General features: G+C 58.2%; 10 protein-coding genes. All 10 read right to left on the bottom strand.

What is annotated here, in order from left to right; genetic code table 11:
* Nucleotides 1–1206, bottom strand: coding sequence for a sensor histidine kinase (locus OH720_RS07890; protein WP_272606415.1), 1206 nt, complete (start codon nt 1204–1206; stop codon nt 1–3).
* Nucleotides 1207–1336: 130 nt separating this feature from the next.
* Nucleotides 1337–2812 carry a sigma-54 dependent transcriptional regulator gene (locus OH720_RS07885; protein WP_110746134.1) on the bottom strand — a complete coding sequence of 492 codons (1476 nt, stop codon included), beginning with the start codon at nt 2810–2812 and terminating at the stop codon, nt 1337–1339.
* 171 nt (nt 2813–2983) lie between these two features.
* On the bottom strand, nt 2984–3280 hold the full coding sequence (fliT, locus tag OH720_RS07880; protein WP_272605146.1) for a flagellar protein FliT: 297 nt from the start codon (nt 3278–3280) through the stop codon (nt 2984–2986).
* Nucleotides 3281–3289: 9 nt separating this feature from the next.
* Nucleotides 3290–3685, bottom strand: a complete 396-nt coding sequence (gene fliS, locus OH720_RS07875; RefSeq protein ID WP_272605145.1) for a flagellar export chaperone FliS — start codon at nt 3683–3685, stop codon at nt 3290–3292.
* Nucleotides 3686–3816: 131 nt separating this feature from the next.
* A complete protein-coding gene (gene fliD, locus OH720_RS07870; RefSeq protein ID WP_272605144.1) occupies nt 3817–5223 on the bottom strand; it encodes a flagellar filament capping protein FliD in 1407 nt (468 codons plus the stop codon).
* 71 nt (nt 5224–5294) lie between these two features.
* Nucleotides 5295–5660, bottom strand: coding sequence for a flagellar protein FlaG (locus tag OH720_RS07865; protein WP_272605143.1), 366 nt, complete (start codon nt 5658–5660; stop codon nt 5295–5297).
* 72 nt (nt 5661–5732) lie between these two features.
* Nucleotides 5733–6590, bottom strand: coding sequence for a flagellin domain-containing protein (locus OH720_RS07860; protein WP_272605142.1), 858 nt, complete (start codon nt 6588–6590; stop codon nt 5733–5735).
* 354 nt (nt 6591–6944) lie between these two features.
* Nucleotides 6945–7877 (bottom strand): ketoacyl-ACP synthase III, encoded by a 933-nt coding sequence (locus OH720_RS07855; protein WP_272605141.1) that lies wholly within the window; start codon nt 7875–7877, stop codon nt 6945–6947.
* A gap of 485 nt (nt 7878–8362) precedes the next feature.
* Nucleotides 8363–9745 (bottom strand): class I SAM-dependent methyltransferase, encoded by a 1383-nt coding sequence (locus OH720_RS07850; protein WP_272605140.1) that lies wholly within the window; start codon nt 9743–9745, stop codon nt 8363–8365.
* A gap of 149 nt (nt 9746–9894) precedes the next feature.
* Nucleotides 9895–12621 (bottom strand): glycosyltransferase, encoded by a 2727-nt coding sequence (locus OH720_RS07845; RefSeq protein WP_272605139.1) that lies wholly within the window; start codon nt 12619–12621, stop codon nt 9895–9897.
* Between the last annotated feature and the right edge of the window lie 19 nt (nt 12622–12640).

Raw genomic sequence — 12640 nt, 5'->3', positions numbered from 1 at the left:
TCACTCCACTCCCTGGGTGCCGGGTTTTTCACTGTCAAAAAGCGGCAGGAGCACCTGCGCACAGGTGCCGCGACCAATCCGCGAGCGCAACCGCAACTCGCCCTGATGCGCCCGCGCGACCGCCTTGACCACGGTCAGGCCCAGACCGGTGCCGGTGGCCTTGGTGGTAAAGAACGGCTCTCCCAGACGCGCCAGCACCACTTCGTCGATTCCGCTGCCGCTGTCGCTGACGCACAACCGCAAGTTGTTGCCCCGGGTGTACAGATGCACCTTCAAACGCACATCAGAGGCGCTGGCCTGAATGGCGTTCTCGATCAGGTTGAGGACCGCACCGATCAGGGTGTCGCGATTGCACAGCAGTTCGCCGGCATGGGCGTCACATTGCCAGCGAATCGGCAGGTCCTGCACGTGCGTCAGGGCCGCCGCTTGCAGTGATTGCATCAGCTGCGCGGGCGTCACGCGGTCGGTCAATGGCAGCTCGCCGCGGGCAAACACCAGCATGTCGCGCACCTGATGCTCCAACTCATGCAAGCGTTCCTTGAGCCGCCCGGCGAATCGTTGCTGGGTGTCCACCGGCAGCGCCTGCTCGGTCAAGTGACTGGCGTAGAGCAAGGCTGCGGATAACGGCGTGCGAATCTGATGCGCCAGCGACGCCACCATGCGCCCCAGGGAAGACAGGCGTTCGTGGCGCGCCAGTTGATCTTGCAGGTGACGAGTCTCGGTCAGGTCGTTGAGCAGCACCAGTTGCCCGGGCTCGGCATCCAGCGAACGCGTGGCAATCGACAGGCGCCGACCATCCTTGAGGGAGACTTCATGACCGTCGTCTTCACGGGGCGCAAAGCAACGGGCAATGACCTGTCGCCACAGTTCGCCTTCGAGAGGCAAGCCAAGGAGTTCACACGCCGCCGGGTTGGCTTCGCGCACGATACCCTGGGCGTCGATGACGATGATGCCACCGGGCAAAAGATCGAGCAGATGCTGCAGGCGATTGGCCAGGCGTTCTTTCTCCGCCAGTTCCTGCATGCGCTGGGCGCTGACCACCGCCAACTCCCCCTTGAGCTCGGTCACCCGGGCTTCAAGCATGCTGTAGGAAGTGGTCAATTGGCTCGACATCTGGTTGAACAGGGCAAACGCCTGCTCAAGGCCAAGCCGGCTCGCCTGCTCTACCGACGACGATTGCCCCAGGGCATCTGGAGCAGGAGACATCTTGGCGGATGGGGGCATGGCGTGCTCTCTCGCTTGGCTGACCGTCAGTGAAACGGAACGTTGCGAGGGTTGTAGCAATACCCGTGCCTAAAAAAAAACGCTTGAAAATGAACGACCTGAAAAACAGGCGTCAATCATCCGCCTGCTCATCTCCATCACGACGGCTCATGCCGTACTTGCGCATTTTCTCCACCAGCGTGGTGCGGCGGATGCGCAGGCGTTCGGCGGCGCGCGCGACGATGCCGTTGGCATCATCCAGCGCTTGCTGGATCAGGCCTTGCTCCAGGCCACCCAAGTAATCCTTCAGGTCGAGGCCTTCAGGTGGCAGCATGGCATGAGTGGTGAAGTCCGGGGTATGGCCGTTGATTGCCACCCGCTCTTCGAGATCGCTGCGCAGGGTGTCGACCAATTGCTCGTCTTCATCGTCCACGTAGCGGAATTTCTTCGGCAGTTCGACCACTCCGATCACCCCGTACGGATGCATGATCGCCATGCGCTCCACCAGGTTGGCCAGCTCGCGGACGTTGCCCGGCCAGCCATGACGGCACAGCGACATGATGGCCGCGGAGTTGAAACGGATCGAACCACGCTTCTCGTGCTCCATGCGCGAGATCAATTCATTCATCAGCAACGGGATGTCTTCGACACGCTCGCGCAGCGGCGCCATCTCGATCGGGAACACGTTCAGGCGGTAGTACAGGTCTTCGCGGAAGGTGCCGATCTCGATCATGCTTTCGAGATTCTTGTGGGTCGCCGCGATGATGCGCACATCGACGCTCTGGGTCTTGTTGCTGCCCACGCGCTCGAACGTACGCTCCTGCAACACGCGCAGCAGCTTGACCTGCATCGGCAGCGGCATGTCGCCGATTTCGTCGAGGAACAGCGTGCCGCCATTGGCCAGCTCGAAACGCCCGGCGCGGCTGGTGATCGCCCCGGTGAACGCGCCCTTCTCATGGCCGAACAATTCGCTTTCCAGCAGCTCGGCCGGAATCGCCCCGCAATTGACCGGCACGAACGGTGCCTCGCGGCGCTTGGAATGGTAATGCAGGTTGCGCGCGACCACTTCCTTGCCAGTTCCGGACTCACCGAGGATCAGTACGCTGGCATCGGTGTCGGCCACTTGCTGCATCATCTGGCGCACATGCTGGATCGCCCGGCTGGTGCCGACGAGGCTGCGGAACAGATTGGGTTCGCGATGCCTTCCCCGCTCGCGGGCCTGGTCGTACATCTCGCGATAGACCTGGGCACGGTGCAGCGAATCGAGCAACTTGCTGTAGCTGGGTGGCATTTCGAGGGTCGAAAGCACACGGCGACGCTGGTCTTCCGGCAGGTCGATGGAAGAATTATCGCCCATCAGCAAAATTGGAAGGAACTCATCCCATGTCGAGAGTGTCTTTAGCAAGCCCTGAAGCGAACCCGGAGCATTGACCGTCCCGATAAGGACACAGATCACTTCACGACTAGACGATAAAGAGACGACAGCCTGCTGCCAGTCGTGGCTACCGCAGGGTAAATTTTCTTCGCCAAGAAAATTTAAAATCACCGCCAGGTCGCGGCGGCGGACGCTATCGTCATCGATCAACAGAATTTTGGTTTCACGCCACATGCAATCGTAACTTCCCTAGTCGACCCGGTGCCCGAAATGAGTGGGCAAGCTAGACGCTTGCAGACCGTTAATGCCTGTAGACGCCTGAAATCTGGAAACAGCCACTAGTAAAGTCAAAAAACCGTTCACAGTCAAATTTATGGCGCACTGCTTTTTCTAACCGCTCAGGCTTTAGCTGAACAGATGGTAAACCTTTGCGGCATTTTTCGCTTGGCGGATCTGCGCCATCTCATCGACTATTGCTTGACGCTCCCCACTTGCAACATCAATTAGTTGGCGGTAAACGTCGAGCAATTCTTCCAGACTGCTGCGCACACCCTGCTCATTGGCCGCCGCTTCGGCAAGTACGTCCTCGACACAAACACGGCAGCGCAGGTCCAGCTCGGTGATGGTCTCCCAATCGCGGCCAGCCAGCGCCCCGAGCAAGGCCTCACGGGTTTGTTCGATACGTTCGAGCACGGCACTCATGGTGTTCTCCTAGGCGTCGACAGTTTGATCGCCGATCGCGTCCCAACCTTCCTTCAAAGTGATCAGCAGGCGTGCGACCTCGTTGAGGATCTCGGGATCGTTTTTCACGTTTGCTTCGACCAGGCGCTTGCTCATATAGGCATACAGCGAATCGATGTCAGCCAGCGCCTCGGCCTGATGCTCCAGGTCGAGCCCTTCGCGCAGGCCACCGATGATGCCGATGGCCTTGCCGATCAGCACACCTTTCTGGGCAACATCATTGCGCGCAATGGCGCCTTTGGCCTGCGCGATACGATCCAGGCCGCCCTGCATCAGCATTTGTACCAGGCGGTGCGGACTGGCCTCGGAGGTTTGGGCCACACCGTTGACTTTCTGGTACTGCCGAAGGGCCAACATAGGATTCATGTTCTACCTCGTAACAACGAAAAGATTCATATACCGCCTGTATCGCCTGCACGTCAAAAAACTTTAGCGCTCAAAGCGAAAAGCCCGGAGTCCCTCTAAGGGTACTGCCGGGCTTCAGGCGTATCGGCCGATCAGGAGTTCTTCTGTTGAGCCTCGATCGAGGTGAACATCGAAACGATGTTCTTGCGTTGCGCCTCGAGCTTGCCAACCAGGGTGTCCATAGCCACGTAACGCTTGGTCAGCACTTCGGTCAGCGAATCGATACGACGATCCAGCGCTAACTGCTGGTTGGCGAGATCGGTCTGCTGCTTGCCCAGACCGGACGTGCGCGAATCGAGGATGCCGCCCGTTTGCAGGTACGGTTCGACCGCCTTGTTCATGCGCTCGAACACACCATTGGTACCGGTGAAAAGCTCCTGCACATCGGGACCGAGCTTCTTCTCCTTCATGGCAGTATCAAATTTGACACTGTTGAATTCGAGGGTACCGTCCTTCTGGGTATTGATACCCAGCTGACTCAGGCTGGTGAGCCGATCGCCACTGCCTTCTGTGGCCAACTGCTTGCGCAGATCAGACAGCAGCGCTCGCGTGGTCGGATCATTTGTCAGCGGGCCGAGGACAGTGTTGCCATCCTCATCCTTGGAGGTGGCAGCCAGGCTGTTGACCTTCGTGACCAAGGCATTGTAGGCATCGACATACGCCTGGATCGACGTCTTCAGGCCGGTGGTATTCTCACCAACGGTTACCGTGATCGCCTTGGTCGGATCAGTGCCGGTCTCCTGAAGCAGCTCCAGGCTAATCCCGCTGACCGCGCCATCCACGGTGTTGGTCTTGCTGGTGACTTTGAGGCCGTCTACATAGATCAGCGCATCCTCGGCCTTCGCGTCGATATAGCCGGCACCGTTACCCACCATTTTCACGTTGGGAAGGATCTTGAGCTCATCTATTCCGTCAACCGTAATGTCCGTGCCATCCCCCGTCATCGTGGAACTGAACACCAGGCGCGAACCGTCCGCACCGTTGACAAGGTTCGCACTGATGCCTTTCTCGGCCAACGTCGAGTTGATGGTATCGCGCACCGTCTGCAAGGTCGCACCGGCACCGATCTTGACGGTATGAACCACACCGTCCTGCGTAATCAGCAGGTCACCTTCTGGAATCGGCGTGCTCGCACCCGTGTCGAAATTCTGGCTGGCGACCTTGGACGAGGTGGCCAGGTTTTCGACGCGAACCGAGTAGCTCCCCGGAACCGCAGTATTGTTCGAGGTAACCTTGATCGCAGAATCGCTACTGGAGGATGCCGTGTAGGCATTGAAGGACGGCGCAGCGGTGTCGTTGAGTTTCTTCATTGCTGCCTGATAGACAGACAGCGCACTCTTGAGCGCCGCGACCCCCGACAGCATGGCGGTATTGTTGGCAGTCTGACGCTTGATCTGATTGGACTTGGGGTCGGTCTCAGCCGCAACCAGTGTTTTCACGATAGCGTTGATATCGACGCCAGAACCCAGGCCAGTGCCCGGTAAAATTGTACTCGCCATTGCTATTCCCTCTTGGTTGCGCGCCGCACCTGGCCGATCAGACTAGCGAACTTGCCGATCGATCGCCAACATCAGACCTTGGCATCGAACAACAGGCTGTTTACATCACTCAGGCTGTGCGCGATTTTCAACGCCTCTTCCGAAGGAAGTTGGCGGATCAGCTCACCGGTTTCACTGGCGATGACTTTAACAATAATTCGTCCGGATTCTTCATCCGCGGAAAATTCAAGATTGCGACGCGACGAGGCGAGAAACTTCTCGATGTCCTTGAGCGCGCTTTTAACCTTCTCAGCTTCGGTCAGGCCGCTGTCGGCACTTTCCTTCGCTGGCGTGATGGATTCGACAGCCTCCACCGGCTTGACCGCAGGGCGTTCGTTGGCCTGCTCGACCGGCTTCGCGGCCTGGTAGGACAGGTTCAGCTTGACGCTCATATCCATGCCAACCACCTCTCAATGTAAAAAGCGGAGGAGCACCGCAAGTGCACTCCCCCGCCGACAATCATCAGGCGATTACTGAAGCAGTTTCAGTACGGCCGATGGCAGTTGGTTGGCCTGGGCCAGAACCGAAGTCGACGCTTGCTGCAGAGTCTGCTGCTTGGTCAGTTGAGCAGTTTCAGCAGCGAAGTCGGTGTCCTGTACACGGCTACGTGCAGCTTCGGCGTTTTCGTTGATGTTCTGCAGGTTGGCGATGGTGCTGGTCAGACGGTTCTGGACAGCACCGAGGTCAGCACGGGTGGTGTTGATGTTTTTCAGCGCGTCGTCGATGGCGGTCAGAGCACCACTGAAATTTGCTTCGATATCGGATGCAGCACCAGTGATGGCCTGGCCAGCCAATGCGCTCAGAGAGCCGGCGGCGGAGGTGTTCATCGCGTCAGTCAGCGTGATGCTGATCTGGTTGTCGGAACCGGTGTTGGAGCCAACCTGGAAGACCATCGCGGTAGTAGTGGTACCGTCCAGCAGGTTCTTGTTGTTGAGCTGGGTGCTGGCAGCAATACGGTCCAGCTCCTTGGTCATCGACTGGAATTCTTTGTCCAGTGCATCACGGTCATCTACAGTGTTGGAGTCGTTACGCGACTGGAGAGCCAGTTCACGCATACGCTGCAGGATGTTGGTCTGCTCTTGCATCGCGCCTTCAGCGGTCTGCGCGATGGAGATGGCATCGTTGGCGTTTTTGATTGCCATGGTCTGACCGCGGATCTGCGAAGTCATGCGGTTGGAGATCTGCAGGCCGGCAGCGTCGTCTTTGGCGCTGTTGATTTTCAGGCCGGAGGACAGACGGGTCATCGAAGTGCTGAGTGCGTCGGAAGCACGGTTCAGGTTTCTCTGAACGCCCAGGGAGGTGGTGTTGGTGTTAACAGTCAAAGCCATGACGAATTCCTCGTTGGATGGGTACTACGGCTTCCGGCCTTGGCAATTCGCCGGGTGTGGCACAGAGAACCTTCGTAATAGTTATCGTCGTCAAGGCACGTTGCTTTAGCTGATTTTTAAAAAATAGTTAGTGGCATCCTGCCAGCCCAACAAAAACGGGAGTTTGACGCCAGGAATCAGAGCACCATCGAGCGTGATTTAGAGTGTTTCAGTAGATTTACACCTCTAAAAGGCTCTTCAAATCCTGCGCAGGGAGTTCCATAGCTCGAAACGCTGCGCAGTCAGACGGACCAGCAAAGTACATAAACAAAAACGCCGCCAGGGAAAGGCGGCGTTCTTTATTGCAACCGGCAGTCAGTCAAGGCGCTCAATAATCGCCGAGCCCCACGATAGGCCCACACCAAAGCCGCTCAGGGCGACCCGCTTGTATTGCGAACCCATCACGTGCTTTTCAAGCAGAAGCGGAATACTGGACGATACGGTGTTGCCCGTTTCAGCCATATCCTTGACAAAACGCTTGGGATCACCGCCCTCGAAACGCTGGGATACGGCATCAACGATCGCCGCACTGCCCTGGTGCAGACAGTAGAGGTCGATGTCCTTCGCCTGCAACTGGCTGGCATCCAGCAGCTGCTGCAAGTGAGCCGGTACCTTGACCAACGCGAAATTGTAGACCTGACGACCATTCATGAAGAACTTGCCATCGGTGGTGCGCAAAAATTCGGCGCCCCCGCCATCAGTGCCGAAAAGCGACTTGCCCAACTGCCAGTCCGCACCTTCTGCCATCCAGGTCACCGTTGCGGCATCACCGAACAACATGGTGGTGTTGCGATCCTCAGGATCCACAATCTTCGAGTAAGGGTCGGCGGTGATCAGCAGGCCATTCTTCAGCCCCGCAGCCTCCATGAAACCTTTCATGGCATACAAGCCATACACATAGCCGGAGCATCCCAGAGAGATGTCGAAGGCGGCGATATGGGTCGGCAGGCCGAGTTTGTGCTGGACGATAGCAGCAGTGTGCGGCAAGCCTTCAGCATCGCCGTTCTGAGTTACGACGATCACAACGTCGATAGAAACTGGATCCAACGCTGGATTGCCGGCGAACAGGGCCTTGACGGCCTCGACACACAAATCGGAGGTTTCCTGACCAGCGCCCTTGCGCGGCAAGAAAGTAGAACCGATCTTGCCAAAGATGAAATCCTGGTCCTTACCGAATTTCGCGCCTTGCGCGTAGTTGTCCAGCCCTTCAGCCGGCACGTAACTGGCGATACTTTTAATGCCAATCATATGGCTTCCCAATTCAGAAAAAGCAAAATGCCCACCAAGCACCACGAGCGCTGCCAGGTAACCAGGTAATAAGCCTCCTGGCAACGCCGCTCGCCGGCTCAACTGATCCCGGTGCGGGAATGATAACAGTGAAGATGCGCGCAGTGACTTCCGAGTCACGCGCTTTTGTCGAATCGGTTGCCGACAAGATCAGAAACACCTCACGAATCTTCCCCAGCCCCGGCCCGGACAAGGCAAGGCGCTCAAGCAAGTGGTCACAACAGGACGCGGGGCATGAATCAGGAACGGGAGGCGTAATCACCCCGTCGACGTGGGGCGGTTGGGTATCAGCCTGCCAATGGCCAAGCCACCTGTGCACCCGCAATCGGCTGACCTTGCGGTCATCACCGATTGCCTGCCCTCTAGGAACGGACAGAACCGGCAGCTGGCGGCCGGGGCAGGTATTTGAAAACTCCAATCCGAGTTTGATAAGTTAACGCCGCACTTCAACCGGCCACGGCCCTGAACACGTACTGCAATGGCAGCGCATCCTGAACAGCCACCTCCGGATCTCTTCCCGCCGCGGCAGCCATCGCATGGATCATCGGGAGAAATTTTTCTCGCTGAGGCTCGTCAAAAACACGCGGCACCCCCGCCTCGACTGTCCAGCCTGCCTGAGTGAACAATTCGAGCATGGTGACCAGCGTGAACCAGCGAATATGCGTTCTGTCGAACAGCCCTGCATCCTCGTAGCGGAAATCACCCACACTGAGTCGGGCCTGAACACTCCAGTGCTGGGCGTTGGGAATGCACGCGACGACACAGCTTCCAGGTGCGCTGGCTTCACGGATCTTCTGCAAGAGTGCCCATGGATCGTAAAGATGCTCGAGTACATCCCCAAAGACCCAGCAGTCAGCCGCCAGATCGCCAGCAAGCAGATCGGCACAGGCCGTTTCGATGTTCATGTCAAGCACGCGATCACAGTGCTCGCGCGCGAGCTGCGCATAGCCCGGATCAATCTCGATCCCGGTGTAATGAACATGTGGATTGAGTTTCTTGTATTCGCGTGCAAGGGCACCCGAACTGCAACCGATCTCCACAACGCGCCTGGCATTGGCAGGCATAAGCTTGAGCAAATCCGGGTTATGGAACTGATGAACCGGGGTTTGTTTCTGCACAGTTGCCTCCTGAGGCTTTGGGGTGCCTGCCTTGGCGTACTTGTCTTGATAGCGGCGAAAGCTTTCGCGCCACGCGGGCGTACCGAACGCCCCGCCACTTTCATGGACGACGCTCAGCGGCCACGTGCCCATGCTTAACCCATTCAATTCAGCCGAACGGCAGAAGTCCATGTCATAGAAGTGAAATTCAAATTGCTCGTCAAAGCGTACCTGGGCCTGTTCGAGGCGCTCGCTGTCCACCGCAAGCAACAACCCATCGAGCAGTTTGCAGGGTTGAGGCACAGGCCCGAAATTCGAGACAGAGCAAGGGAAACTGTCACCGTGCCCGACTATACCGCTCAGGAAGCACGCCTGATCCCAAGTGAATTGATCATCAACGAAGGCCCAGGCGGGTTGACCTTCAACACGCCGAATATTGCCTGCAAGCCCGACAATATCGAAAGTTACCACCGCTTCGCGTATCCGCTCGCCCCACAAGAAGTCACACAGGTGCACATCGTCATGAACGAACACCAGAATGGCAGGGTTTTCCCTGGCCTCATCAATCGCGCGGTTATAGATGGTCGAAAGCCCCTGCTTGTTCTCTGCAAACAGCCTGATTTCCACAGGATTGGCCGCTTGGTGGATCAACAAGGATCGGCCCAGAGCAGTCTTCGTGGAAAACTCCTGCTCAGACACGCGCGTTCCACATACGATTCGAATAGGTTTCATGCGGGCACTTAGTTATTGAATTTTGACAAGGACACCCGACACACGGCGACGCAGTATCACGCGCCAGGGTACCCAGTGAACCACAACGTGGGGCTGCCCCCTGACTAGAGAGTGGCCTCACTTGAACCAATCAAATCACGCCAAGGCGATTACAACATCGCCATCCAGGCCAACTCGCCGCCAGGGCTCAGTCGTTCGGAAGACGCCCGACCACTAAAAGCCTGTGGCCAGCGTTCGGCCAACGCCTGGGCAACACTGGCATCAGGTACCGACAGGCCCGTGGTGCGAACCTGAGCCTGCGGAGTCCATACAACCGCAAGGCCCGCGTCCTGTACTTGCAGGCACAACTCAACATCTGCCCCAGGCAGCGCCTGCAAACCGCCGCACTGTTCGAACAGTGCCTTGTTCACCATCAGGCACTCCCCGGAAACGGCCGCGCAACCACGCACTGACAAGTGCCACTGACCAGCGGCGTCCAGCCAGGATGTATCAACCTGTGGACCACTCAGCAGGCCATAACCTGCATGCGCCAAGATTGAATCAGAGCTATACAACGCGCCACCCACAACGCCAACTTCCGGGCGCTGGGCCTCGTTGAGCAAGCCTTCGAGCCAGGCGGGACTGATGACCTCTCCAGCCGCCGAGAACAACACCAGATACTCGCCCTTGGCCTGACTCGCCGCCAGATTGAGCAAGTCATTACGCGATGCACCAGACGCTGCGTTCAACACCCGTACACGGTTACCCAACCCATGCTGCACGTCTGTTTCATCAGGACCATCATTAGAGCAAGCCACTATCACTTCATAACGCGGGTAGCGCGTGCGTTGCAGCACGCTAGCCAGGCACGCTTGCAAAGGCGCATCCCTCTGCTCACTCGCCACCAGGATGCTGACCAATGGCGTAGCGGCATGACGAAAATCGATCTGCAACCCGGATACGCCGCTGCCACTGACGTGACCACGATAACCCAGCTGCCTCAGGTGGCGCTCCAGCACCACCTGGGCTTGCGCGGTCAACGCCTCCGACGGTTGTTCGCCAAGTACCAGGTAATCATCCAGATGAGCGAGGCAGGCCACGCCTTGCGCTTCCACCAGACGCAGCAACAGGTCAAGCTCGGCGGCCTGAGGCTGGGCATCGCTGTAGCCTCCCAGATCAAGCACGGCCTGACGTCGTACCAGCCAATGGCGAGACATCAGGGCGGGCTGACCCCGCAGCAGATCAAGATCGGCACCTGGACGTACGACGCTGTACAAGCGCCCTTCCTTATCGCGCTGCACTTCGTTGGCACAAATAGCGTGGCAGGCCGCCGCGTTACTCAGCTCCAACGACAAGTGCAGCAGTCCGCCAGTGAGCAATTGCTCACCTGCCTGCATCAACAGCAACCATTCACTCGGCAATTGGCGCACTGCCTGGTTCAGGTGGGCGATCCAGTTGTCTTCTGTAACCTGAATGAAGTGCAAGGCATCACGTGGCGTGGTGATCACCGGCGACTTGCCAGCCTTGAGAACCAACAATTTGAAATTGCGCAAGCCACTGGCGAGCAGGCTGTCGAAGGTGGCCTGCAGCGCGATGTCATCGTTGGTCAGGTCCAGTACCAGAAAGGCCATTTGCTCAGTGGGCGAGGTCGTCAGATGCGCCAACACGCGCTCACGGGCGGCATCATCCGGCGTCGCTGCAGCCAGCGTCGCAAGTACCTGGCCAGAGGTGGTAGCGGCCAGGCTCTGCTGCGGATCATGCGACGGGATCTGCGCCAGACGCTGGAGCCAGTCATTCATCTCGCCGGCATTAACTTCGTCGCTCTCGCGGGTCAAGGAAGCGGCCAACCGCTGACAGACTTCGCGATTGAACAAGCCTAGCGCCAGCGCTTGCAAGTAACGATGCTGAAGACTCCCGGGGGTATCGTTGGGGTGAGTCAGCAGAAGTTCGCGCTGGCGGACCCAACTGCCCTCTAGAGCCTGGTACTGGCGCTCTCCCGTCGGCCAGCCATGACAGAGGAACTCCAGCGTGGTCAAGCAATCGAACAATGCCCCGTTGTAGTACGGCAGCTCGACGAACTGACGCGGCTCGAACACCCGCTCAGGCCCCTCTGTAACGCTCGCCCAGGACGAGGTGAACAGAAGCGGCTGTTCCTGTGAGCCATAAGTGTTGCGGACAAAACGATTGAGCAGCGTAAAACCTGACTCATCGGTGCACAGGCCGAACCCGGCCGCATCCCACTGCAGCAATGCGCGAACAACTTGGGTGAGTTGCTCTTCTCGGGCGGCAACTGGCAGCGTACAAGGCGCGTACTCACATACCACATCGGTCTGCTCGACGGATTCGATTCCACCTTGTGCCAGCAGTGCGTAAGACAACGCTACACGCCAGCCGGAAAAATCCAGGTGGTCTGGCAACAGCGCCAGTGCGCTCTGCAAAGCCCCGACTCGCAGTACCGCTCGCCAAGCGGGTTGAGCAGCGTCAGCGTACTGCCGTAAACGAGCAGTGGCGCTCTCTTCGGACAAGGGCGCCAGGACAGAGCCCTCTTTGTGATAGGCCACTTGCCCATTGCCTACCTCATGGGACAGTGCGTAACCCTGAGCACCAATTGACTGCAAGGCAGCCTGCAAACGAACGGCGGCGCTGTCCAAGGCGGTAGGCAAAATGAAGTCGGAATCCAGCGCCAGCATCACCAGGGGCGTTGTCACCTGTTGCAGCGCCTGAGCCAGCCGTTGACTGCACAACACACTGCTGCTGGCCTGCAATGACTCCAGCGCCAGACAAGGCACGCCTGCCTGTTGATAGAAGTGCTGTGCCCGCGCACGGTGATCGGGCTGCGCATGTCCAAGCAGAACGACCGTTACATCATTGCGCGACCCGGTTGCGATTACGTTCATAGCCTACCTGTTTCAAAAT

Source organism: Pseudomonas sp. WJP1 (genome assembly GCF_028471945.1).
In the GTDB taxonomy this organism is placed as follows: domain Bacteria; phylum Pseudomonadota; class Gammaproteobacteria; order Pseudomonadales; family Pseudomonadaceae; genus Aquipseudomonas.
This window is presented reverse-complemented; position numbering and strand designations above follow the sequence as displayed.

Excerpts from the sequence above, each read along its gene's own strand:
- OH720_RS07890 (WP_272606415.1), bottom strand. The coding sequence starts at position 1,206 with ATGTCTCCTGCTCCAGATGCCCTGGGGCAATCGTCGTCGGTAGAGCAG.
- OH720_RS07885 (WP_110746134.1), bottom strand. The coding sequence starts at position 2,812 with ATGTGGCGTGAAACCAAAATTCTGTTGATCGATGACGATAGCGTCCGC.
- fliT (WP_272605146.1), bottom strand. The coding sequence starts at position 3,280 with ATGAGTGCCGTGCTCGAACGTATCGAACAAACCCGTGAGGCCTTGCTC.
- fliS (WP_272605145.1), bottom strand. The coding sequence starts at position 3,685 with ATGAATCCTATGTTGGCCCTTCGGCAGTACCAGAAAGTCAACGGTGTG.
- fliD (WP_272605144.1), bottom strand. The coding sequence starts at position 5,223 with ATGGCGAGTACAATTTTACCGGGCACTGGCCTGGGTTCTGGCGTCGAT.
- OH720_RS07865 (WP_272605143.1), bottom strand. The coding sequence starts at position 5,660 with ATGGATATGAGCGTCAAGCTGAACCTGTCCTACCAGGCCGCGAAGCCG.
- OH720_RS07860 (WP_272605142.1), bottom strand. The coding sequence starts at position 6,590 with ATGGCTTTGACTGTTAACACCAACACCACCTCCCTGGGCGTTCAGAGA.
- OH720_RS07855 (WP_272605141.1), bottom strand. The coding sequence starts at position 7,877 with ATGATTGGCATTAAAAGTATCGCCAGTTACGTGCCGGCTGAAGGGCTG.
- OH720_RS07850 (WP_272605140.1), bottom strand. The coding sequence starts at position 9,745 with ATGAAACCTATTCGAATCGTATGTGGAACGCGCGTGTCTGAGCAGGAG.
- OH720_RS07845 (WP_272605139.1), bottom strand. The coding sequence starts at position 12,621 with ATGAACGTAATCGCAACCGGGTCGCGCAATGATGTAACGGTCGTTCTG.